This window comes from Microbulbifer bruguierae, assembly GCF_029869925.1.
Taxonomy (GTDB): Bacteria; Pseudomonadota; Gammaproteobacteria; order Pseudomonadales; family Cellvibrionaceae; genus Microbulbifer; species Microbulbifer bruguierae.
Window position 1 is genome coordinate 1,175,069 of sequence record NZ_CP118605.1, and the last position, 25,113, is coordinate 1,200,181.

The 25,113-nt window shown below is 56.2% G+C and carries 16 protein-coding genes; 6 read left to right on the forward strand and 10 right to left on the reverse strand.

What is annotated here, in order from left to right; translation table 11 throughout:
* Window positions 1-40: 40 nt before the first annotated feature.
* Window positions 41-1,612: an arylsulfatase gene (locus PVT68_RS05005; RefSeq protein ID WP_280321555.1), complete on the forward strand. Its 1,572-nt coding sequence runs from the start codon at window positions 41-43 to the stop codon at window positions 1,610-1,612.
* A gap of 58 nt (window positions 1,613-1,670) precedes the next feature.
* Here PVT68_RS05005 and PVT68_RS05010 read toward each other — a convergent pair whose 3' ends face one another.
* The 6 genes from PVT68_RS05010 to PVT68_RS05035 form a co-directional block, all read right to left on the reverse strand.
* Window positions 1,671-3,452 (reverse strand): arylsulfatase, encoded by a 1,782-nt coding sequence (locus PVT68_RS05010; RefSeq protein WP_280321556.1) that lies wholly within the window; start codon window positions 3,450-3,452, stop codon window positions 1,671-1,673.
* Between the two features lie 109 nt (window positions 3,453-3,561).
* Complete coding sequence (locus PVT68_RS05015; RefSeq protein WP_280321557.1) at window positions 3,562-5,163, reverse strand: arylsulfatase; 1,602 nt, start codon at window positions 5,161-5,163, stop codon at window positions 3,562-3,564.
* Window positions 5,164-5,233: 70 nt separating this feature from the next.
* Window positions 5,234-7,585: an arylsulfatase gene (locus PVT68_RS05020; protein WP_280321558.1), complete on the reverse strand. Its 2,352-nt coding sequence runs from the start codon at window positions 7,583-7,585 to the stop codon at window positions 5,234-5,236.
* Between the two features lie 150 nt (window positions 7,586-7,735).
* Window positions 7,736-9,649 (reverse strand): DUF3604 domain-containing protein, encoded by a 1,914-nt coding sequence (locus tag PVT68_RS05025; RefSeq protein ID WP_280321559.1) that lies wholly within the window; start codon window positions 9,647-9,649, stop codon window positions 7,736-7,738.
* Window positions 9,650-9,762: 113 nt separating this feature from the next.
* The gene (locus PVT68_RS05030) at window positions 9,763-11,775 is read right to left on the reverse strand and encodes a DUF3604 domain-containing protein (protein ID WP_280321560.1); all 2,013 of its coding nucleotides are present in this window, start codon (window positions 11,773-11,775) and stop codon (window positions 9,763-9,765) included.
* A gap of 132 nt (window positions 11,776-11,907) precedes the next feature.
* Complete coding sequence (locus tag PVT68_RS05035) at window positions 11,908-13,443, reverse strand: arylsulfatase (protein ID WP_280321561.1); 1,536 nt, start codon at window positions 13,441-13,443, stop codon at window positions 11,908-11,910.
* 244 nt (window positions 13,444-13,687) lie between these two features.
* Between PVT68_RS05035 and PVT68_RS05040 the strand changes: the two genes are divergently transcribed.
* Entirely contained in the window at window positions 13,688-14,806 is a 1,119-nt protein-coding gene (locus PVT68_RS05040; RefSeq protein ID WP_280321562.1) for a cation diffusion facilitator family transporter, read from the forward strand.
* A gap of 73 nt (window positions 14,807-14,879) precedes the next feature.
* On the opposite strand, the gene PVT68_RS05045 is transcribed toward PVT68_RS05040, so the two are convergent.
* The 3 genes from PVT68_RS05045 to purL all read right to left on the reverse strand — a co-directional run bounded on the left by PVT68_RS05045 (window position 14,880) and on the right by purL (window position 19,778).
* On the reverse strand, window positions 14,880-15,203 hold the full coding sequence (locus PVT68_RS05045; RefSeq protein WP_280321563.1) for a TfoX/Sxy family protein: 324 nt from the start codon (window positions 15,201-15,203) through the stop codon (window positions 14,880-14,882).
* 35 nt (window positions 15,204-15,238) lie between these two features.
* Window positions 15,239-15,610: a DUF1801 domain-containing protein gene (locus PVT68_RS05050; RefSeq protein WP_280321564.1), complete on the reverse strand. Its 372-nt coding sequence runs from the start codon at window positions 15,608-15,610 to the stop codon at window positions 15,239-15,241.
* A 289-nt stretch (window positions 15,611-15,899) separates the two neighbouring features.
* Window positions 15,900-19,778 (reverse strand): phosphoribosylformylglycinamidine synthase, encoded by a 3,879-nt coding sequence (gene purL, locus PVT68_RS05055; RefSeq protein ID WP_280321565.1) that lies wholly within the window; start codon window positions 19,776-19,778, stop codon window positions 15,900-15,902.
* Window positions 19,779-20,311: 533 nt separating this feature from the next.
* Between purL and mltF the strand changes: the two genes are divergently transcribed.
* From mltF to dld, 4 genes are all read left to right on the forward strand, one after another.
* Window positions 20,312-21,796, forward strand: a complete 1,485-nt coding sequence (mltF, locus tag PVT68_RS05060; RefSeq protein WP_280321566.1) for a membrane-bound lytic murein transglycosylase MltF — start codon at window positions 20,312-20,314, stop codon at window positions 21,794-21,796.
* A 199-nt stretch (window positions 21,797-21,995) separates the two neighbouring features.
* Window positions 21,996-22,451, forward strand: coding sequence for a hypothetical protein (locus PVT68_RS05065; protein ID WP_280321567.1), 456 nt, complete (start codon window positions 21,996-21,998; stop codon window positions 22,449-22,451).
* Window positions 22,452-22,492: 41 nt separating this feature from the next.
* Window positions 22,493-22,774: a PepSY domain-containing protein gene (locus PVT68_RS05070; RefSeq protein ID WP_280321568.1), complete on the forward strand. Its 282-nt coding sequence runs from the start codon at window positions 22,493-22,495 to the stop codon at window positions 22,772-22,774.
* A gap of 71 nt (window positions 22,775-22,845) precedes the next feature.
* The gene (gene dld / locus PVT68_RS05075) at window positions 22,846-24,504 is read left to right on the forward strand and encodes a D-lactate dehydrogenase (RefSeq protein WP_407666141.1); all 1,659 of its coding nucleotides are present in this window, start codon (window positions 22,846-22,848) and stop codon (window positions 24,502-24,504) included.
* Between the two features lie 30 nt (window positions 24,505-24,534).
* On the opposite strand, the gene PVT68_RS05080 is transcribed toward dld, so the two are convergent.
* Window positions 24,535-25,032: a DUF6702 family protein gene (locus tag PVT68_RS05080; RefSeq protein ID WP_280321569.1), complete on the reverse strand. Its 498-nt coding sequence runs from the start codon at window positions 25,030-25,032 to the stop codon at window positions 24,535-24,537.
* Window positions 25,033-25,113 lie beyond the last annotated feature (81 nt).

Consider the following 25,113-nt stretch of genomic DNA (forward strand, 5'->3'; position numbering starts at 1 on the left):
TCACTGAAAACCTGTTGATGTATTCCTCCGGGAGGAAAAAATGCTTCCTACTTCCCTCAAACGCTTACTACGAGTGCCGATCGCGGCTACCTCCGTCGCCCTGATGTGCCTCGGCAACAGTGCTGCCCAGGCTCAGGACAAACCCAATATTCTGGTGATCTGGGGCGACGACATCGGTGTGTGGAATATCAGCTTCAACAACCGGGGCATGATGGGATACAAGACGCCGAACATCGACCGTATCGCCAAAGAAGGCCTCTCGTTCACCGACTACTACGGCCAGCAGTCCTGTACCGCCGGCCGCGCGGCGTTTGTGGGTGGCAATGTACCGATTCGCACCGGGATGACGAAAGTCGGCCTGCCCGGCGCCAAAGAGGGTTGGCAGGAGACCGATGTCACCGTCGCCACCGTCATGAAAAGCCAGGGGTACGCTACCGGCCAGTTCGGCAAAAATCACTTTGGTGACCGCGACGAACACCTGCCCACCAACCACGGCTTTGATGTGTTCTTCGGTAACCTCTACCACCTGAATGCCGAGCAGGAACCGGAAAACCGGGACTATCCGAAAAGTCCGGAGTTTCGCAAAAAGTTCGGCCCCCGCGGCGTGATCAAGGCCAGCGCTGACGGCAAGATCGAAGATACCGGACCGCTGACCATGAAGCGTATGGAGACCGTCGATGAGGAAACCCTCGCTGCCGCCATGGACTTTATCAAGCAGCAGGTCAATGCCGGCAAACCCTTCTTTGTATGGTGGAATGCCACGCGCATGCACTTCCCCACCTATGTGAAGGACGCGCACAAAAACCTGGCCGGCCCGCAAAGTAATATGTACGCCGACGGTATGGTGGAACACGACCAGCAGGTAGGGAAGCTGCTGGATCTCCTGGACCAATTGAAAATTGCGGACAACACCATTGTTTTCTACTCCACCGACAATGGCCCCCACTTCAATACCTGGCCAGATGCGGGCACCACTATTTTCCGCAGCGAGAAAAACTCCAACTGGGAGGGCGCTTATCGTGTTCCAGCATTCGTGCGCTGGCCGAGCAAATTTCCCGCGGGTAAAACCCTGAACGGTATCGTCGGCCATGAGGACTGGCTGCCTACTTTTGCCGCCGTGGCCGGAAACACCAACATCAAGGATCAGCTACTCAAAGGTGTAAACCTGAATGGCCGTAAGTACCGCAACTATATCGACGGTACCAACATGCTGGATTACTTCACCGGTAAAACCGACGAATCACCGCGCAAACAGTTCATCTACGTCAATGATGACGGCCATATTGTGGCCATGCGCTACGACGCCTGGAAAGCCGTCTTCCTGGAGAACCGCGGCAAGGCCTTCGGCGTGTGGATGGAACCCTTCACTGAGCTGCGTGTGCCGCTGATATTCAACCTGCGCCGGGATCCCATGGAGCGCGCCCAACACAACGCCAACGGCTACTACAACTGGCTAATGGACCGCGCGTTCGTTCTGGTACCCCTGCAGCAGATGGCCGGCCAGTTCCTGAAAACCATGCAGGAATATCCCCCGAGTCAGACACCGGGCTCCTTCAACCTGAAAAAAATCGAGGAACAGCTACAGAGGGGCACCGAGGGTGTAACCCACTAGGTACAAAAAAAAGGCCCCGCGATACGGGGCCTTTTCACTATTTGCGGAGGCGTATTATTCAGTTTCCCGTTGGCAGTGGAATTCTTACCCCTTCTTTTTCCAACTGCTCGCGCACCCACTTGAAACGCTGGTAGCCACTAATCGTAATAGGTCCGGTATAGGTTTCGCTCTGAAGCTTGCGCGGCGGATACTTTATGTAGGTTTTCACCAGATCCTCCACTTCTTTACTGATCGTCACCATGGTCCAGGTACGCTCGGTAAAGTTGTTCATAAACAGATCGTAGCGCTCCTGCGGATCCTGCCACAAATCAAACACCTGCGGCACTGTGGCAACATACTTTGATGGCCCTTTCCAGCCCAGGTTACTGTCCACAGACAAGCCACCGGTATGCGCCCCATCGTCGCCACGCAGATTGAACACCGCCTTGTAGTTGCCTACCCGTGCGGCACCCGGTGATAGTTCATCTTCGGTAAAGTAGAACCAGGAGGTGCGCTCACTCTTGCCGCTTCCCGTCAGTAACGGGGTCATATCGAAGCTATCGAAAATAATCGGCTGGCCTTCGCGATCTTCGGTCGGCAGCGTCACACCGGCAACCGAGGCAAAGGTCGCCATCAGGTCAAGTCCACCGGCAATATCGTGGTTGCGTACATTGGGTTTGATTTTACCGGGCCACACCGCGATCGCCGGCACCCGGTTACCACCTTCTCGCACTGTGCCCTTGGTACCGCGGAATGGCGTATAGCCCGCGTCGGGAAACACATCCTGCCAGGCACCATTGTCCACGGTGTAAAACACCAAGGTATTTTTATCCAGCCCGAGCTCCCGCAGTTTGTCCATGACATGGCCAATACGGGTATCCAACTCTACTACCGCGTCGGCGTACTTGGATTTCGACATCGACGTATGCTTGAACTCCGGCGCCGGCATGTTGGGCTGGTGGTTCTTCATAAAGTTGATGTTGATGAAGAACGGTGTCCCGGGGTTTTTCGCCGCGTCCTCAAGAAATTCGATCCCAGACTTCTCTACATAGCTGTCCACGAACGGCAGGCCGACCACACCCTTGCCGGGGGTGTTGTCGTACTGGCCGTTTACCTTCCAGTCCTCTTTCGCTGTTTCGCCCGCATTACCGGAAAGAGATCCCTTGGTGACCTGTTTGAACATAGCCCGCAGTTTCGGGTCCATATCCGGGAACCAGGTGGGGTCGGCGTAGGTGTAGGCATTGGCGTGATAGAGGAAGGCGTGCTTCATCACGTCGTAGCCCTGGGCATTGGGGAGCGCATAATCCGACTCACCCAGATGCCACTTGCCGCTAAAGTAGGTTTTGTAGCCCGCGGTTTTCAATACCGATGCCAGCGTCCACTCGGCCTTGGGCAGGCCGCCACCCTGGCCCTGAAACGCAACCGTAGTCATACCGCTGCGGTTGGGAATGCGCCCAGTCTGGATCGCCGCGCGCCCCGGGGTGCAGCTGGGCTGAGCATAAAATGAAAAGAAGGTCATTCCATTTTCTGCCATACGGTCGATATTCGGTGTCGGCATGCCGCGACCTTCACCACCACCGTAAGGACCCAGGTCACCATAGCCGGTGTCGTCCGACACGATCAGCAGGATATTCGGCTTGCCACTGGCATTGGTGCTCGTGGTATCGACGGTAACTGGGTTGGACTGAGCCAGTTCTGGTTCCGGCACTAGCTCAGTTTCTGAAACCGACTCTTCCAATTGCTGCGCAGCCTGCGCAACGGCAACCCCCGGTAGCCGGGCTCTGGTTCCGGAGTCCACACCTCCATCACCGCATCCACTGATGACTAGCGGAAGGAGCAAGAGAGAAAATAGCGCACGCATATGAAAATTCCTTTTTCATCCACAGGCGGGAAATCGGCAGAACTTAACTTCATTACCACCTTTTAGCACTGGGACACTCGGCCGCCCATATTGAGCCCCAACAATCGACTTAAATCCCCAGTCCAATATCCGTATTAGGGTACTCCTTCATCGTCGCCTGGTGCTGCATGGAAAAACGTAATGCCTGAGGTAATCCCCATTCGAAGAACTGGTGCCCGGTACTCGACATTTCCTTGGGGTCCACATTCAGGTTGAACACCCAGGGCGCAGTGCCAATATCTGAAACCAATGCTGCATCGATATTTCTCCGCGGCGCCTTTATGTCAAAGATCTTGAAGTGCACCTTGTAGTCTCTCCAGCGCAGCGCACAAAAATCACTGCGGTTCCACATATAGACGACCTGCCTGCGCGAATGACCATTGGGAGCCAGAAAAAATGCGGTTTGATCGATCCCATCGAAATAGAGATTATCGGGGAGATCATCAAGCACACCAGCCATTCGCAATGACGTCATATACAGATCCATCAGATCCACCAGTTCATTGCTTGCCTGCCCGGGCTCAATCATACCCTTCCAATAAACGATACCCGGAACTCTGACACCACCTTCCCAAGTAGTACCTTTACCTCCGCGCCAGGGATGGTAGCTTGTATCTGGCCACACATCCTCGTTACCACCGTTGTCCGAGGTAAAAAACACAATGGTATTGTCCAGTTGCCCGGTGTCTTCCAGAGTCTTCATGATTTCTCCAACGATGTCATCCAGCTCGACCAGTGCATCTCTTATGGGCATTGCCGCCGGGCTTTTGCCAATATATTGGGGCGCAACATATGAATCGTTGTGAAGCTTGGAAAACGAGTGAATCAGGTAAAACGGCTTTGAGTCCTTTGCAGCTTCCTTGATGAATTTCACCGATTGGTCACGCAATACCTGATCGACCATGCGGATTTCGTCAATGCTGTTTATCGGGTAAGCCACCTTTCTTGGGCCGCCCTTATTGCCTTCAATAAGACCTTCCGGGCGCAGCGTGAACGCCATTTTATGCAGCGCCGGATTATTGATCATGTCGGAGTACTGACGGCTTACCAGAAATTGTGTGTAGTCAGACTGCACCGACGGAAGCCCGTAAAAATAGTCGAAACCGACTTCGTGGGGCAGCATGCCTTCGGCTTCACCAACATGCCATTTGCCGATAAGCGCGGTCCTATAGCCGGCGGCAGAAAGCATCTTTCCGCTGGATTGCTCAATTTTCCAGGGGTTTTTGCTGACTTTGTCGCCGGTGAGGATGGGTCTGACCAACCCGCTCCGCACCGGGAGTCTCCCAGTAGTCAATGCCGCCCGAGAAGGCGTACAGGTTGGCTGAGAATACATTGAAGTCAGTTTCAAACCCTGGCTCGCCAGATTATTTATATGCGGTGTTGGCGCACCAATGGCGACACCACCGCCGAAGGCTCCTGGATCGCCCCAGCCCATATCATCGACGAGGAAGATAAGGATATTAGGTTTACGCCCGGTCTTTGACTGAAGATCCGCGAGTTTTTTTGCCGCCAATTTTTCCTGTTCCGGTCTGGGAATCGCAGGCTCAAAGTTTTTCCGCTCGACGACGGTCTCGTCGAAAACACTCTTATCTGCCAGGCAGCTGTTGGATAAAAGTAAACTCGACGCACATATCGCTAACGTGGTCGAAATTATGCGTTTCCTTTTTTTCATGACAGTCCTTTTCATAACAGTACATTGCAACACACCCTATCAAACTGGAGCTTTTTCACCACGGACTGGTTTACTTCATTTCAACCACGACCTTCTCAATCTCACCGGTAAATTTGTTCGGCGACTGATATTTCGGTGTCACCGGCTGTCCAGTGTCTTCACCAACACCAAAGGTATCGATCCCGAATCGACCTGCAATGGTCTGCTCCATTTCACCGGTGGCCACGGATTCGCCATTGACCTTGAGAGTCAGGTTTGCGCGTCCACCGGGTTTGTCACCCATATAGTCGAAATCCACCTCGATGGAGGCATCCCCGGAAACCGGCTTGCTGCCTTTTAGGACGGTGTGATCTTCGAAGAAGTTGTAATCGAATACCGGCACACCCTTATCGAGATACAGCACCAGACCCGCAGCTACGCCACCCACGGCGAGGATTACGCCTTCGGTCTTGGCACCATCGGCTTTCACATTGGCAGTCAGGGTCCAGGAGGCATTCTTCATCGAAGGCCCGGCCACTTCCGGTATGCGAGTGGCACCGGCATAGTAGGTGTAGGTTTTCGACTTGGGATTCGAGCCCGGTACCGGCGGCTTGGGTATTGCCAGCCGGCCTGCGCCGCGGTCATCCAGTGGATAGACGTCATTTTTCTCCGCGGCTTCGTCGAATTTTTTCTTTAACTCTGCCAGCTTGTCCGGATTATCTACGGAGAGATCGTTCGCCTCGGAAAAATCCTCATCGAGGTTGTAGAGCTCCCACTGGTCTTTCTCCCAGTTACCCGGCGCCAGATCCTGCCTCCACGGCAAGGTGTGCTGAGCATTGGCCTTCCAGCCATCCGCGTACATGGAGCGGTTGCTGAATACCTCGAAGTACTGCTGCGGGCGCCCGGTGAATTCCGCGTTGGCAAAGCTGTCCAGAAATGACTGGCCCACCAGTGGTTTCTGCTTGATCCCGTTAACCGTATCCGGCATCGGAACGTGGGCCGCTTCAAGAATGGTGGGCATGACATCGACCAGGTGCAGGAAGGCGTCGCGAGGCTGGTCGTCATGCCGTATCTTTGCTGGCCAGCGGATCACCATCGGGTTACGGGTGCCGCCCAAGTGTGAGGCCACCTGTTTTACCCACTGGAACGGGGTATTGCCGGCCCAGGCCCAACCTACGGGATAGTGCGGTTCGGATTCCGGCCCGCCCAATTTGTCGAGGTTTTCCAGAACCTCGTCGAGCGATGTGGGGAAACCGCTCAGATTCTTGATCTCGTTAAGGGTGCCATCCGGGCCGCCCTCGGCCGATGCACCATTGTCGCCAACGATATAGATCACCAGGGTATTGTCTGCGTCCGGCAGTTCGTCCACCGCGTCGATCAGTCGACCAATTTCATGGTCCGTAAACGCAAAGTAACCGGCGAAGTTTTCAATCAGTGCGTTGTAGACCTTCTTTTGCTCGTCATTGAGGGAGTCCCAGGCGGGCACCCAGTCTGGCCTCTTCGTCAGTTCGGTGTTGGCCGGCACGATGCCCATGTCTTTCTGGCGCTTAAATACCTCTTCACGGTATTTGTCCCAGCCCATGTCAAACTTGCCCTTGAACTTGTCACGCCACTCGGCGGTAACATGATGAGGCGCGTGCATGGCGCCCGGGGCGAAGTACATAAAGAACGGCTTTTCCGGGGCCACGGATTTCGCGAATTTCATGCGCGCTATGGCCCTGTCGGTCATATCCGTCATGAAGTGGTAGCCCTCTTCCGGCGACTTGTCCGGCTCCACCGGTATGGTGTTTTCAAACAGCACGGGATAGTACTGGTGGGTTTCACCGGCGTTGAAGCCGTAAAAATAATCAAAGCCCAGCCCGGTAGGCCAGCGGTCAAAGGGACCCGAGATCGTCGCTTCCCAGTCCGGGGTATTGTGGTTTTTGCCGTACCACCAGGTGCTGTAACCGTTGTCTTTCAGTACTTCGGCAATCGTCGCGGTGTTTTTAGGAATGTAAGAGGAATAGCTTGGGAAACCGGTAGCCCACTCCATCAGGAAGCCGCTGCCGGCCTGATGGTGATTGCGACCGGTCAATAGTGCCGCGCGAGAGGGCCCGCAAATGGCGGTGGTATGGAAGCGGTTGTAGCGCAGCCCCTGCGCGGCCAGCTCGTCCAGATTGGGCGTGGGAATCAGGCCACCGAAGGTGGAGGTCTGACCGAAGCCGACGTCGTCCAGCAGAATAACGATGACATTGGGCGCGCCTTCTGGTGCCGTGGGCACCTGCTGCCAACTGGCCTCGGAGTCCTTGTAGGTTTTTCCAATCTTGCCCTCAAAGGGCGAAAGGTCATTAGGTAGGTTGTTGCGATCTGGCCAGGAACCGCCGTCGGATTTATCCGTGGTTGTCGCCAGACTCTTTTTATCGGAATGGGTAATCTGTTCCGCTTCTTTGATCACCTCCACCACGGGCGGTTCCGTCTTCGAGGCTGGTGGCGCAACCTCCCGGGAGCAACCACCGACCGACAGAGAAACTACCAGTGCCGATACCGCGACACCAAAACACTTTGTGATGAAATTCCTCTCTCGCATCGCTTCATACCCTCAGTCAAACGTGAATCAGGGCGTATACCAGATCGGCGAAGACCAGGCTCGCTCGCGGATGGTCTTTTTGAGTTCCTTGGGATACTCCACGTTAGCTTTCTTTGCGTCGTACATGCTCCAGCGACATACCGGATTTTCCAGAACGCGGGCGTAATAGAAGGCGTGTTCTGCCGGGTCAAAATCGGGGTCTGTCCAGGTGGCGGCCAGTTGTGCATCGCCCTTGTCGGTACTGATGGAGCAATCGTCCAGATTGACGGTGGCGCCATTGTCCGGGCACTGGTGGGTTTTCGCATCCGGTGTGGCGCCATCGGAGCAGGCGACGTCGTAGGTCATTTCTTCCAGTTGGTCGTCGGAGGTGCGCCAGCCCTTGATGACCTGCAGCCGCGCCAGCGGCGCACTGTTCGGGTCGCGCTGCGCCCACACCATTAATGTCGGCGCTTTGCCTTCTGGCGCCGCACCGAGATCGCCACCCTGAGGCACACCGCTCTGGTAACCGACTTCTACCCAGTTATCTTTGGTGTACAGGTCAGCCGGGAAATCGTACCCGGCAAACAGGCGGATCTTGGTGCGGGTACCACTGGTGCCGAAAGTTTCCTTGCGATGCAGCGCATCCCAGATGCCCTCGCGGGTATTGCTCTCGGCCCATACGCCGGCAATACCGCCCGGATTGTAGAGCTTGGTGGGATCGTCCTCAGCCTTCAGGCCCATGGCCAGCGCGGTGGGGTTGGGTTTGAGGCCCAAGCGCACTTCTGGCGCGCCGTCATTATTCGCGTAGTGGCCCTCGAAATCGCTCTCGGTGGTATCGCTGGGCGTACCGTTGTGGTTGTCGGTAGAGCCGATGATGCCCTGCTTGAACGGGTTTACCCCCATATCCGCCTGGTGACGCAGGCCGTACTTCAGGCCGTTGCGTACCAGTCCATATTCGTTGGTACAGCCAACGGTGTTATCTCCGGTACATTTCTGGAATACCATCTCGAAGTTGCAGGCTTCATCCGTGGTCATGATCCCGGTCTGGCATTCTGAATTGCCCTTTACCTGCATCACCTCCACCAGGCGATCCATGCGTTCGCGGCGCTCGACGATATCTTGGGTCCACTCCGAGCCATCACTGTTTTTACCCCAGTAGAGTCGTCCCCAGTAAAAGTTCGGGTTGTGGGGAATAGTCAAAACCTGGCATTCGCCGTCGCAATTGGTTTCCAGCCATTTATGTAACTCTTCACCCGTACCTTCAAACGCGGAAAACACCGTATCCGGTACCTTGGCGCTACGGAAAATGACATTGCGGTGCATCATGCCGCCACCGCCTTCCGGCGCATTGGCGGAAAATTCGAATGCGACGAAGGAAGTGAACTTGCCCGGCTCATAGTTTTCTGCGGCCGCCTGCTGAACACGCCCCCAGGGACCGGTTACCGCGTCCACACAGGTCTTGCCATCTTCACCGCAGATTTCCACAAGGCGCTTTGCCGGCGACTTGGCGATGCCGGCAAACACTTCCTGAAAATACTTGATCTCGTTGGCACGCATCCCTTTACAGGTTTCCGTGTTGTACCCCTTCATTTCCGGATTGGTACAGATCTCGTACTCACCCAGCGCTTCCGCATGATCGGTCACTGCGGCGAAATCCAGGGGGGCCACAATCTTTTTCTCCACACCGGTGGGCAATTTCACCGTCTCGCCTTTGGCAAAACGATAAGCCAGAAAGGGATCGTTCAGCGCATTCCCAAAGATAAAGGCATCCAGCGAGTAAGCGGTGTGGATATGCAATTCGCCGAAGTAGGCGTCGCGCAGAGGATTCGTGGGGAATTCACTAGTGCTCTCTGCCGTGGTCGTCGTGGCGTCTGCCGGTATCGGGGTGGTAGCCGATTCCGCCGTTTCGGGATCCTCGACCTCCGCCGTGGCATCCAGCCCGATCGCGCCCTCAGTTTCCACGTTTTTGGGTTCCGATTTATTACCACACGCAGTTAACAAAACCACCGTCAGTAAGCAGATCATGTATCTCATGGCGAGTCCTCGTTTAGCGGATTTTTAGCGTGTGCTTTCGTTCAGGGCGTGTACCAAATGGGACTGGAGAAAGCGCGCTCCTGCTGAACCATGGGTACCTTCTTGTCCATTTCGATCTTGTTTCGCACCTTGTCGTACAGGGTCCAGCGCGGCGTGGGAATTTGCAGAACCCGCACGTAGTACACCGCCTTGTCCTCGGGGTTGAACTCGGCATCCTCGAAATAGCCGATCAGCTGAGAATCACCAATATCGTTGCTGTATTCGGCTGTTTCCAGGTTCACCGTGTCGCCCACGGGCGGGAGCTTACCCTTCGCATCTACCGTTCGATCACCGGACCATTTGACGTTGAATATTTTTTCGTGGGTCTCGCCGTCTCCACCTACCCAGCCCTTGATGATCTGTAACCGGTCGAGATTGGCACCCTCCGGGTCCTTCATCGCGGCGACTAGAAACTTGAGTTTCTGCCCTTCTTTAGCGCCGCTTAACTTGGCCCCCATGGGAACACCCTTCCCATAACCGGCAGCAACAAGATCCCCTTTCGCGTCTGACTCGTCGAAATCAAAGCCACCAAAAAAGCGCACCGTCATACGCGGGCCGGTGGTGGCAAAGGTCTCTTTACGCATCATCGCGTCCCAGATGGCTTCACGGGTGTTTTCTGCGGCCCAGACACCGGTAATACCGGAGGCCGCCATTTCCCAGCCCATATAGGTGTCGGTGGGACCACTCAACAGCGGGAAATCCCAGCGGGTTTTATTACTCGGCTCCAGGGTTTTGAATTTACCGAAGAAGTTATCGTCGTCCGCGGTGGATAACCCGGTGTGGGTATCGGTGCCGGCATTAGCCCCGTATTGGAATGGGTTGGTACCCAGTTCGGCTTCGAGACGCAACCCTGCCTTGAGCGCGGGGCGCCAGTATTCGTAGGGGAAGGAGCCCGGCGGCTTCGGCTTCAAAATCAGGTTGCCGCGATCCCACAGGTCCCAGTTGGCAAACTCATCTTCGGGCGACAGGTTCGGGTGGGATTCACTCTGGCCCTTGATCTGGGTGACTTCATAAAGCGGCTCGTAGCGGGCACGCATTTCCGCCCACTCTTTAGTCATGGGCCAACCGTCGAAGCGTTTCTCTTCGAACATGCGGCCATTGGACATATTGCCGTTGTGGGGAATGGCCAGCACCCGGCCGCCGGTCTTGTCTTCGTAGGCTTTCATCCACGCCCAGAGTTTCTCAGGGTCCTGAGTTTGGAAAGTGGTGAGCGGCAAAAGGCTGCGGGTTTTACTGGCATCGTCACGGAAGATTACATTGCGATGCAGGTTGTCGCCGCCGTCCGCATTCACCGTCCATTCGTACGCAATAAAGGTGGAGAACTCGCCTGGCTTGTAGAATTTTTCCGCCGCGTCCACAGTCTTTTCCCAGGCGGATTTCATCCACTTGGGATCCATCACTTCCTTGGGCAATTTGCCTTCGGACTGCATGACGATCAGTTCACTTTTGGCTGCGGCAGCCTTTTTCTCATCACCGGAATTCAGCGCTTCATTCCAACCCTTGAGGACCGGGTTCGCCATCATTTCCGGGTTACCTGCCACCAACTCGTTAATGACCCCCATACCGTCGGAGTGGTCGGTGATCATAAACCAGTCGTAGGGTCGGCTTAGCTTGGCCTTCAGTCCGCTGTTCGACTTTACTTCCTCACCCAGCGCAAAACGGTAGGCATCTTCCGGTGTGAGAATGGCACCATCCATCCCGGCATCCGCAGACCAGCCTGTATGTACATGGGTATCGCCGAAATAAGCCTGGACTGGATAGCTGGAACTGGCACTGCCATTTGCATTCACTTCGGCTGTATCAGAGCCAAGCTCTTCACCAATGATTTGCTCATTTTTCGTCGAATTATCGGCGTCAGGCGGCGCCTCAGAATCAACCTGAGGCTTCCCTTCCGCCCGTGTCGTTTCTTTTGTAATTTCGACTTCAGTCGTGGCCTTGTCGTGCTTCTCTCCACTGCAGGCAGAGAGTGCAATGACCGCGGCGAGAACCGAAAAACTCCATCCCTGCTTATTCATGCCGGCCTTCGATATTTACCGTGTGCTTAAAGAAGTTTGCCCCGCACTGTCGGCAACGCCAGATTCATTGGCAATCGCGTACAGTGACGGGGCAGAAATTACGCCTTTAGTGCGTTATCAACCTACATGCTGCTACCGTTGCTGACCAGCAAGTGAATTGATCAGGGTGCTGACCTCCCCAACCTGCGCAGAAAAGCTCTTCTGCACAGGCGGAAATTCCTGAAAGCTTTTAACAAACTGCTTGATCTGGCCACCCGCCGGGCCCAATGTCCAACTGCGGTTTTCGGCCCACTCATCGTAGCCGCGCGCATCGATGAAGCGCTCAAACGGATCCAGTTTCAGGTTGATGATATAAGGTGTGGTCAGTGGTATCTGGCTGGCCCGGAACCACTCTTCCTGGTCGATAAACAGGAACTTCCAGTCGCCGTAGCGCATACCGTGGAAGGTGGTTTCCGTGAAGTAATAGAATTCCTTACGCTTGGTTTTACCCTGTTTCAGCAGAATGTCGGTCTGATCATAGCCATCCAGGTGCACCTTGAAGCTCTTGTCGCCGATCTTGGTTCCCGACAGCAGTTTCTTTTTAATGTCTTTGTCACCAACAATGGACATGATGGTGGGGACCCAGTCTTCCATCGCCATAAATTCGCCGGTAGAAACACCAGCCGGGATGCGCCCCTTCCATTTCACGAGCATCGGCACACGGAAACCACCTTCCCAGCCACCAACGCCTTTTTCCCCATGGAACGGCTGGTTGCCGCCATCCGGCCAGGAATTCGATGCTGCGCCGTTGTCGGTGGAGAACATGACCAGCGTATTGTCCGCCACGCCGAGCTTGTCAAGTAGATCCAGCAGCTCGCCGACGTCATCATCCAGTTCCATCATGCCGTCGGCGTAGATGCCATAGCCACTTTTCCCCGCATATTCCTTGCTCAGATTGGTACGATAGTGCATGCGTGTTGTGTTGTGCCAAACGAAGAATGGCTTTTTGGCTTTCACCGCATCGGTAATAAAACGCTTGGATTGCTCCAGCACTTCCTGATCGATATTGCGCTGCCGCTCCTTACCCCAGGCGCCCATGTCCTCGATTTTCTGCTTGCCATCGGCCATTGCCTTCGAGTGGATAATACCGCGCATTTTCAGCCCAAACTGCTTCTGCACTTGCGGATCTTTTGGGTAATCGTATTGCTCGGGGTATTCACCCGCATTCAGGTGATAGAGGATGCCAAAAAATTCATCAAACCCGTGTGCCGTCGGCAGGTGCTCATCCCGGTCGCCCAGGTGATTTTTGCCAAACTGCCCAGTGACATAGCCGTGAGGCTTGAGCATTTCCGCCAGGGTTGGGGTCTCTGCTTTCAGCCCCTGCTCAGCACCGGGCAGCCCCACAGTACTGAGACCGATACGCATGGGATACTGGCCGGTAATAAAAGACGCCCGCCCTGCGGTACACGACGCATGTGCATAGTGATCCATGAAAATCATGCCGTCTTTGGCAATGCTATCAATATTCGGCGTTGATCCCCCCATCATTCCCCGGTGATAGGCGCTGACATTCCACATGCCGATGTCATCGCCCCAGATGATGAGAATATTTGGTTTGTCTGCTGCATTGGCCAAAGAGATGACAAACAGCAATACAACGCCTACAAAAAATCGATATAGCCCGGTCATAAACAAGCTCCACATACTTAAAAGACGAAGCCATCAGTGGTGTCGGCATTCGGCCACCGAAAGTATAGGCATGCGGTATCTTTTGCTGGCCGGATTGGCGCAGGAGAATTTATTTAATCTCAGGGATGGAATTAACCATGGTTTTCTATACTCTTTTGTCCCCGCGCAACAGCTTTCCCGGTTGGCGCGCAGACGTAAGATTCAAAAAAAGTAATCCGAAGTATTCCAGCACCCGGGGGGAATCATGGCTCAAGGGTCGAAGAAAGCCGTTCTTTACGCGATCTGTGTCAACGCCATTATTACGTTGTTGAAAACCGTAGCCGCACTGGCAACCCATTCCGCCGCGATGATGAACGAGGCGGTGCACAGTCTGATGGATACGCTGAATCAGATATTCCTACTGATCGGTCTCAAGCGCGGCGGACTTCCGGCCGATGAGGAATACGCCTTCGGTCATGGGCAGAAAAAGTATCTGTGGAACCTGTGGAGCGCCATTGGACTCTTCTCTATCGGCTGCGGCCTGGGTCTGGCGCACGCCTGGCACTCCTGGCACAGGCTGGGGCACACCACACCACCGGAATCGATTTCCATTCTGGGTCTGGAAATAGCACCGGTATGGATATCCGCAGCGGTATTGGTCATCGCATTTTTACTGGAGGGGTATGTGCTGATGGTGGCCAGTAAGGAGTTCTTTTCACGTATGCGCGCTGCGGGTCGACGCAATCCGTTTGCTTACCTGATGCAGGCCGATGATCCGACCCTGCTCGCGGTACTGATGGAAGATTCTATCGCCGTCACCGGTGTGATTCTGGCGGCTACTGGTATCGGTATGACTTACTCTACCGGCAACCCCAAATGGGATATAGGGTTCTCTGTGCTGATCGCACTGATGCTAGGGTTCACGGCTATTTTTCTCGGAAAGATTAATATGCGCTATCTCACCAGTGTGCGCGATCCCGGTGCGGAGCGCGCGTTTCACGACATCGTAAAAAGTCATCGGGAAATCGAGCGCTACCACGACCTGCGCTCGGTGATTGTTGACGACACTCACACGGTGGTTGTAGCGGAAATCGAGTTGCGGGAGGAAGTGCTGATGCGCAACATGCGCGAGCGCATCGAAGCACACGAGCAAGAACTGCTGGATCGGGTACCAGAACATCGTCGCACAGAGGCGGTGGTTGAATATGCGGAAACCCGCGCTACCGTTCAGGCTACACTGGAAGCCACGGAACAGGTCATCGATGAACTGGAAGCCGAGCTGAAAAAACGGTGCCCGCGTGTATTTCACCTAACCATCGAAATTGACGGTATCGCTGCACCTTCGAAACTGGATGATCCGGGGCAACTGAATACATCCGCTTAATTGGAATACCAGCCGGGCTGCTGACATTCTAGACGCCCTGCCCGGCGGTATGAACGAGCGCTTTTTCTTGCGTTTACTTCGGTGGCAGTGAACCCGCAAATTCAACTCCTTTGGTGATCCAGCCATCCAGATCCTGCTGAATCGCGTCTTCCTCCACATATACCATGCCTTTCAACGGTCGACCGGTATAGTCCATGGGGCGGGTATAGCGCTCACTGAGGGCCTCGTCATAATTCTCCGGCCCGACCCGCACCATCAACTCTTCACCAACGACACCGCAGGCCATATTGCCATTGAGCATAAAAGCCAGGCCGCCAAACATCTGTTTTTCCGTCAGGGCATCATTCTGCCCGAGCAGGTACCGAACCTTATCTGCGAGTGCTTTGCTGTAACCCATCACCGTCTCCTTACTGATTAACAGTCCTTGCCTATTCAGCCCCCAATTGCAGACCCCGGCTCTCCGCTCCCAAAGGCAGGTTGCAGAAGCAGGATCAGATCTTTTTCTCGGATAGCGTCACTGCCACGGAAGTACAGGCAACCGGTGCCGAATTTAACGTCAGGGTGAGCTTCGACTTCGATATAGGGCTGGATATATTTCCGGGCGCAGATGCACTGCGAGACATAGTGCTTTTGACGGGCCACTGAAACCCCGCCGCCGTACTTATAGGTGGGTATTTTGTATTTTGAGGAAAACTGTGCCTCGGGATACTGCGCGACAATAAATTTGCGCAACGCCTGAACCCGCTCACGTTTCGGTGGAAGCGGTGACAAATATTCAGCAAGCAATTGCGGAATCTTAGCCATGCGTGAAAAGTTATTGCCGTTATTGTTTTAAGTGTAGACAAGAATAAGAAAATCGCCGGGGTTTTGGGTGTTCGGTTTCTCTAGCGAGGCGTGTGTATAGGGATGAAGGTTTCTGTTAGGCAAATGGATAACCAAGCATTGAAAAGACATTTGTCGAAGCTCACAGCCCAGTGATGCGCCTCCACCGGGATAGCCCTGAGTATTTGACACCCCAGCAAACGCAAAAAGCCCCGAAGAATCGGGGCTTTTTGGTTCGCCTGCAGGCAGGCTCCTACTGCTCGGGGTCGTCTTAGTCGACAAAAACCCGCGCATTGCGGAACAGGCGCATCCAGCCGGAGTCCTCTTTCCAGTCATCCGGGTGCCAGCTGTTGCTGACGGCGCGGGCGACACGCTCCGGGTGCGGCATCATGATGGTCACGCGGCCGTCTTCGGAACACAGCGAGGTAATACCGTTGACCGAACCGTTGGGGTTGGCCGGGTAGGTTTCGGTAATCTGCTGGTTGTTGTTCAGGAAACGCATGGCAATGGTGCCGGATTTTTCACAGACTTCCAGCGCTTTCTGGTCTGCGAATTCCACGCGGCCTTCACCGTGGGCAACCGCTACCGGCATATAGGAACCCGCCATACCCTTGAACAGCACTGACGGAGACTCTTCAATGCCAACCAGCGCAAAACGCGCCTCGTACTGCTCCGACAGGTTGCGCACAAAGCGCGGCCAGTGACCTGCACCCGGAATCAGCTCTTTGATCACAGAGAACATCTGACAACCGTTACACACGCCGAGACCGAAGGTGTCCTCGCGATTAAAGAAACCTTCGAACTGGTCGCGGGCGCGGTCGTTGAACAGGATGGTCTTGGCCCAGCCTTCACCGGCGCCGAGTACGTCACCGTAGGAGAAGCCACCACAGCCCACCAGACCCTTGAACTGATCCAGCTCCACTCGGCCCGCGAGGATGTCACTCATATGTACATCGACCGCATTAAAGCCGGCGCGATGGAAGGAGTGCGCCATTTCCACCTGGCTGTTGACGCCCTGCTCACGCAGGATTGCCACTTTCGGACGCACGCCTTTCTTAATGTAGGGTGCGGCGATGTCCTTGTTGATGTCGTAACTCAGGTTTACGGATAGACCCGGATCTTCCTGAGCGTTTTTGGCAATAGCTTCGAATTCCTGCTTGGCGCAGTCTGCGTTGTCGCGCAGGGCCTGGATGCGATAGCTGGTCTCAGACCAGATCTGCTGCAGCTCGGCGCGGGATCGGTTGAACAGCTCTTTACCGTTACGGGTGATACGCAGCTGTTCTTTGTCGTTCAGCTCACCGATCTGATGAGCCGGCACGCCCACGGACGCGAAGCGCATAACCAGCATTTCCGCCTCGGACGCCGGCACCTGCAGCACGGCACCCAGCTCCTCGCTGAACAGTGCGGCAATCGCATCTTCGCCCAGGTCGTACACTTCCACATCAATCCCCACGCGGCCGGCAAAGCTCATCTCCGCGAGGGTAGCGAACAGGCCACCGTCGGCGCGGTCGTGGTAGGCAATGACCTTCTCTTCTTCCAGCAATTCCTGCATGACTTCAAAGAAGCCTTTCAGGCGGCGGGCATCATCCAGGTCCGCGGGTTTATCACCCAGCTGGTTGTACACTTGAGCCAAACAGGAACCGCCAAGACGGTTTTTGCCCGCGCCCAGATCGACCAGGATCAGTTCACTCTCGCCCTTCTTGGTGCGACGCAGTTGCGGCGTCGCTACCTTGCGCACGTCGCTGACCGGACTGAACGCAGAAATCACCAGGGACAGGGGCGCGGTAACGGCCTTGTCTTCACCGCCGTCGTTCCAGGCGGTACGCATGGACATGGAGTCTTTGCCCACCGGGATAGTGATGCCGAGCGCCGGGCACAGTTCCATGCCGATGGCTTCCACGGTGCGGTACAGTTTCTCTTCTTCACCGGGGTGGCCGGCGGCACACATCCAGTTGGCGGAGAGCTTGATGTCGGACAGCTGCTTGATCGGCGCACAGGCGATGTTGGTGATGGCTTCACCCACCGCCAGGCGGCCAGAAGCAGGCGCGTCCAGCAGCGCCACCGGGGTGCGCTCGCCCATGGACATGGCTTCACCGGCGTAGCTGTCGTAGGCCACCGTGGTCACACCACAGTCCGCCACCGGCACCTGCCAGGGGCCGACCATCTGATCGCGGGACACCTGACCGGTTACGGTGCGGTCGCCGATGGTGATCAGGAAGTTCTTGCTGGCGACGGTCGGCAGGCGCAGTACGCGCTCGGCGGCTTCGTTCAGGTCGATGTTGCTGGTGTCGAACGCAGTTGTGTTGGCCTCGCGCTTCTCTGCCACACGGTGCATCTTCGGCGGCTTGCCGAACAGCACGGACATGGGCAGGTCTACCGGCTTGGCGTCAAACTGCTTGTCGTTCAGGGTCAGGTGCTTCTCGCTGGTGGCCTCGCCCACGACCGCGAAAGGCGCGCGCTCACGCTCACAGATCTGCTGGAAACGCTCGAGGTCCTGCGGCATCACCGCCATCACGTAGCGTTCCTGGGATTCGTTACACCAGATTTCCAGCGGGCTCATGCCCGGCTCGTCGGAGGGCACATTGCGCAGTTCAAACTTGCCGCCGGTACCACCGTCTTTCACCAGTTCCGGGAAGGCGTTGGACAGACCACCGGCACCCACGTCGTGGATAAAGGCGATGGGGTTCTTGTCACCCAACTGCCAGCACTGGTCAATGACCTCCTGGCAGCGACGCTCGATTTCCGGGTTCTGGCGCTGTACGGAGGCGAAATCCAGGTCCGCGGAGCTGGAGCCGCTGGCCATACTGGAGGCTGCGCCGCCACCGAGGCCGATCAGCATCGCCGGGCCGCCGAGCACAATCAGCTTGGCGCCGGGCTGGAATTCCGGTTTCTCGATATGTTCTTCACGGATATTGCCGTATCCACCCGCCAGCATGATCGGCTTGTGGTAACCGCGGCGCTCGCCGTCGAAGTCTTCTTCAAAGGTACGGAAATAACCGCAGATATTCGGGCGGCCGAATTCGTTGTTGAACGCGGCACCACCGATGGGGCCCTCGATCATGATGTCGAGTGCAGTGACGATGCGCTCGGGCTTGCCGTAGTCCACTTCCCACGGCTGCAGGTTGCCGGGGATCTGCAGGTTGGACACGGTGAAGCCGGTCAGGCCCACCTTGGGCTTGGAGCCACGACCCACCGCGCCCTCGTCGCGGATCTCGCCACCGGCACCGGTACCGGCACCGGAGAACGGGGCGATCGCAGTCGGGTGGTTGTGGGTTTCCACCTTCATTAATAGATGGATGGCTTCCTGGCTGAAACCGTATTCCTTGGTCTCAGGATCCGGGTAGAAGCGGCCGGCGTTATGGCCAACCACCACCGCAGCGTTGTCCGCATAGGCGGAAAGTACGTCCTCACCGCCCAGACGATAGGTGTTCTTGATCATGCCGAACAGGGAGTTCGGCATCTCTTCACCGTCGATGGTCCAGCTGGCGTTGAAGATCTTGTGGCGACAGTGCTCGGAGTTCGCCTGCGCGAACATCATCAGTTCTACGTCGGTGGGATTGCGCTCCAGCTCTTCGAAGCTGGTGAGCAGGTAATCGATCTCATCTTCCGCCAGGGCCAGGCCAAGGCTGACATTGGCTTCCGCCAGCGCCTCGCGACCGCCTTTCAATACGTCGACGCGGCCCATTGGGCGCGCCTTTTCGACCTGGAAGAGCTGCTCTGCCTGCTCCAGCTGGGAAAACACGCATTCCACCATGCGGTCGTGGAGTTCCGCCGCCAGCAGATTGCGTTCAGCTTCGGTTAATTTGACCCCGGTAATGTAGTAAGCAACTCCCCGCTCCAGGCGGTGGACCTGGGTCAGGCCGGCATTGTGCGCAATGTCGGTGGCCTTGGAGGCCCAGGGCGAAATGGTACCCGGGCGCGGCACCACCAGCAGCAACTCGCCTTCCGGCTGGTGCTTTTCTTCGGTGGGACCGTACTGCAGCAGCCGCTCCAGCAGAGCCTGATCCTTTTTGCCGAGCTTTTTGCTGTCGGCAAAGTGCACAAACTCTGCGTATACATCCGCTATAGCGGGCTGCAGAGCGCGGAGTTGGGAAAGGAGTTTGTGATGGCGAAATTTCGACAGTGCGGGAGCACCACGCAGAACTAGCATCGCGGGAGTTTGCCTCTTGTCTGGATATGAGTACCTGTGGGCGGAAGCAGTCAGCTGTTGAAAGTGACGCTACGGGGGCCGTACAGGAACGAGGGGTGTCGTGAGCGCGCGCATTGTACCCGAAGCTTCGCCACTCCAACACTGCCACAAATGCAGTAAAGATGAAGGGAACCGCTGCGACCAGCCCGCAGTCGTGGGAGAAATCCAGACTGGCACCCTGAACGACGTCAAAAAGGACTTGAATTTATCCATTTGCGGCGCGATCTACTACACTTGTACGGCCAAAACAAGCCGGCCAGTCACAAAGTAAAAGACGCCACTGATAAAAATTGGTCAGTGCACAGGGGTTTGGGGTAGAATTGCCGCGCTTTTGACCCAAGCCTGCACAGAAAACGTACAACCAGGCTTTGCGAGCGGGTGTGATGGAGTTACCACCCGCAGAAAACGGTGCATCCGGGAAAGTTTCAGCTACACGCTTTCCCCTATAAAGAGCGCCGAAAATAAAGCAAAGAACGGACTCGAGGGAGCTGTCTATGATCATGAAAAGCCGACTGCTGCGATACAGCCGCCGCCTGTTTAAGGTTGCGGCGTTGGCCTGTTGTGCTTCTCTGCTGGTAGCCAGTAAGCCTCCCAGCCTGCTGGAAAAGGTCAAAGCCTCGGGCAAACTGATCGTACTGTCACAGAACGGCCCCACCACCTATTTCGAAGATGCCAACGGCAACTACACCGGCTTTGAATACGGCATGCTCAAGGCGTTTGCCCGCGAGCTGGGGGTAACGCTGGAGATCCGTGACGTTCACGACCTCGGCCACCTGTTCAATGAACTGGCAAATCCGGAATCCGGGGCCCATCTCGCCGCTGCCGGCCTCACGGTAACTCCCGAGCGCCGCGAACAGGTCCGCTTCGCCCCCTCCTATTTTGAGATTCGCCAGCAGGTCATCTACCGCCTGGGTGAAAGCCGCCCACGCACAGTCAAAGACCTCGCCGGCAAGAATATCGCCGTCATCGCCGGCAGTGCCCACGCGGAGCAGCTGCGCAAACTCGCCCAGCGTTATCCTGACCTCGACCTCACCTGGCAAGAGGTTTCCGATGTGGACGCGCTGGAACTGGTGGAGCTGGTCCACACGGGCAAATACCACTACGCAGTTGTCGATTCCAATGCCTATGCGGTACACCGGGGCATCTATCCAAAAACCAATATTGCCTTCAACCTGACCCAGTATCAGCCGGTTTCCTGGGCCTTTCCCAAGGGCGATGACGACACTCTCTACCGCAAAGCACGCAATTTTATGCTGCGGGCAAATACCAGCGGCCTGGTGGCAGAGCTTCGGGAAGTACATTTCGGCCATGTCAGCAAAATGAACGTGGGCGGCGCCCAGACATTTGCCCAACTGACCAGAGAGCGCCTACCCAAATGGCGGGAAGAAATGCAGAGCACCGCGGACAAATACGAACTGGATTGGGAGCTGCTGGCAGCCCTGAGCTACCAGGAATCCCACTGGAACCCTCGCGCCAAATCCCCGACCGGGGTGCGGGGCCTGATGATGCTGACCCTGGCCACCGCCCGCGAAATGGGCGTCAATCGACTTGACCCACAGGAGAGCATCGACGGTGGCGCACGCTACTTCTTACAGGTGCGCGACAAGATCCCCGAGCGCATCCGCGAGCCGGATCGCACCTGGATGGCCCTGGCCGCCTACAACGTTGGCTACGGCCACCTCGAAGATGCACGGATACTTACCCAGCAAATGGGTGGCAACCCCGACCGCTGGGCCGATGTGAGGGACCACCTGCCGCTACTGGCAAAGCGCCAGTACTACAAGCACCTGAAACACGGCTATGCCCGCGGCTGGGAACCAGTGACCTACGTGCAGAACATTCGCCACTACCAGGCGCTGCTGACCTGGAACAACCGTATCGAAGAGCAGCGCCTGGCCGCCGCAGCCGCCAATGACGATGGTGAAGCTCTGGCGGAAGTGCCTGCAGCCGAGGCTGCCGGATCCGCTTCGGCGCTTTGATACAGCTTGTTTGACGCAACGTTAATGTAACCCTCCATCAGCAATGTAACGCTCCGCCGCCGAAGAGGGTTGCCGCATCTGCCCTTCCCTCAGGGGCCCTTCGTGCAAGTCACCAAATCCCACCTATTCTTACTCCCAAAGTACCAAGCTATTTGGCGTCAAACTTGAAAGCTAAAGTTGGAAGCTAAAAGGAGTTCCCATGATTCGCCCCCTACTCTTCACCACGCTACTCACGGGCCTGGTTACCGCCATCGCGATCAACGGATGCGGCCGCAAATCAGATACTCACGATCCGGACCACACGCCGGACGCGGCAACACTGGCGATGGAGGACATCGCCACGACCGAGGCCGAAACAAAGAGGGAAGTCAGAGCACAGGAAAATTCATCACCCTCTTCAACAGGCGACAACCCCAATAGCGAGGGGCAATTGATTTGCACCCCGGAGTGGTTCCAGTGGGTAAACGAACAGGTAATGAGCACTCAGAGTGAAGCCATTGCCCTGCAATACCCCACCGGGCTACCTGACGTCGGCAGTGATGAGTGGTTTACCGCAGTGGATAAATTGACCGGAGGCGACGGCGCCCACGGCCCGGATGGTGGCAGTGATGAGTGGTGCTTCATGATGCAGCAACGACTCGGTAACACCGACTGAAACACTGCACCAGTAAACGAGCTAATAACCGGGAGCATTCGATGAAAAATGTGAAAAACTCTCTGCTCGCCATTACACTCGGTGGCTTTGCCGCCCTCAGCAGTACCCAGGCAAACGCCAAAGATGAAAAGCCCCCACCCGGGGCCATGGCACTCTCCATGTTGCTGACGAAGCTGGAGCAACAGGGGTACACCCCCGTGGTGGATGTTTCCCTGGAACAGGGACGCTGGGAGGTGGAAGCCTACAAGGAAGGCAAAAAATACGATCTTGAAGTGGACCCCAACAGCGGGGAAATCCTGCAGATGAAGGAAGACAAGGACTGAACACCCTGCATAACGACGGCAATCAGACGTTACTCCAACAGCTTGAGCAAGTACTCGGCGCCGACAGAGTCATTGCCGACCCAGAGCGTAACGAACACTACCGAAAAGGGTTTCGCTCCGGTGAGGGCGATGCCCTTGCGGTGGTTTTTCCAGAAAAACTGTTGCAGCTTTGGCAAACACTGCAAGTCTGCGTTGATGCCGGAGCGGGCATTATCCTGCAGGCGGCAAATACCGGCCTTACCGAGGGTTCCACCCCCAGCGGCTCCGATTACGATCGGCCACTGGTGGTGATCAACACCCTGAAAATGAACGCCATCCATCTGCTGGATGGCGGCAAGCAAGTGGTTGCACTTCCCGGTGCCACCCTGCACAGCCTGGAAAAATTGCTCACCCCGCTAAAACGTGCGCCCCACTCGGAAATCGGCTCTTCGTGCATCGGTGCCTCCATCGTCGGTGGCATCGCTAATAATTCCGGTGGCGCCCTGTGCCAACGGGGCCCCGCGTATACAGAACTCGCACTCTACGCCCGCGTTGATGAGTCCGGACAACTGCAATTGATCAACCATCTGGGCATCGACCTCGGCAAAAGCAGCGAAGAAATACTTACCAATCTGGAACGTGGGACCTTTCTCCAAATAGTCGAGGCAAACCACACCAGTAACAGACCCCGTATGGCATCGGATCGCGAATATGTGGAACGTATCCGCGATGTGGATGCAGACACACCGGCGCGCTTCAACGCCGACCCCAGGCGATTGTTTGAAGCCAGTGGCTGCGCCGGCAAGGTCGCCGTGTTCGCGGTGCGCCTGGATACCTTCCCGACCCCGACGCACATCCAGACGTTCTATATCGGCAGCAATGATCCCAACGTGTTCGCGCGATTGCGCCGCGGCCTGCTGAGTGAACTGCCACAGTTACCGGTACTCGGGGAATACCTGCACAAGGATATGTTCGACCTGGCGGCCGAATATGGAAAAGACAGTTTCTACACTATTGAAAAACTTGGCACCCGTAGAATGCCGGCGTTTTTCAGCCTCAAGGGACGCCTGGACGCCTGGCTGGAAAAGCGCGCCTTCCTGCCGCGCTTTCTGAGTGAGCGGGTATTACAGGCTCTGAGTAAAGTCCTGCCGCAGCACCTGCCGAAGCGGATGCTCGAATACCGCAGCAAATACCAGCATCACCTGATCGTAAAAATGGCCGACGACGGCATTGCACCAGCACAGGAGTGGCTGAGAGGATTTTTCCAGCGGCCGGAAAATTCGGGGGCATTTTTTGCCTGTAACGACGAGGAAGCCCGCAAGGCGATGCTACACCGGTTTGTTTCCGCCGGCGCCGCCATGCGCTATCAATCGGTGCATTTCCGCGAGGTGGGCGAACTTCTGCCACTGGATATTGCCCTGCGCCGCAACGACCAGGACTGGGAGGAACAGCTGCCGCCGGAAATCGACGAACAGCTGGAATACCGGCTGTATTACGGCCACTTTCTCTGCAATGTATTCCACCAGGACTACATCCTCAAGAAAGACGCAGACCCCAACGCCGTCAAGCAGGCCATGCTGGCACTACTCGACCAGCGCGGTGCCCGCTACCCTGCAGAGCACAACGTGGGGCACATGTACCATGCCCCGGAAGCCCAACGGCTCTTCTTCGAACAGCTGGACCCCACGAACACGTTCAACCCCGGTATCGGCAAGACCGACAAGCTCCGTCGCTGCTGCAGTTGCGGCTGACGAAATAAGCGAGCGCTCACAAAGCCGGTATCACAGCTGAATGGAAACCTGACTCGCGCCCGGCTTGAGGGTAAAACTCTCGGTTTTGCCGTCCCGGGTCAGGTTCAGGGTATTGACCTGGTCCCGCTCAATTTCCATCAGCATCGACTGCCGTACCTGAAATTGTTTTCCCTCAACTTCCGCCAGCGGGATTTCCTGGTAAATCCACACATCGTGCACGTCGGACTCCATACCAACCCACGTTGGCTTGAGCAGTGAGCCATCTGCCAGTTGGATCTGGAAATGTTCATTCACATAAGACTCCGCCTGCGCCTTCGCATCCTTCATTTCCTTGCTCGCACTCAACTGCAGCGCACGCTCGATATCCGCCACGAAGAAGCGATGACTGATCTCCAGCGTCTGCGTGCGCGGGTTGAGCGACAACTCGGTCAGGCCGAAATGGTAGCGATGGGCGTGAGCCTGAGTGGCCATAGACATAATCATGGCCAGAACGGCAAATTTAAAAAAGTGTGCGGTTGCGGCGCGCATGGCAAAACCTCTGCAATCGGAACATTCAAAAAACGGAAAAAGTGTAAGGCGGGATAGGGGCGGCCAGAATGGCCGCCCCGG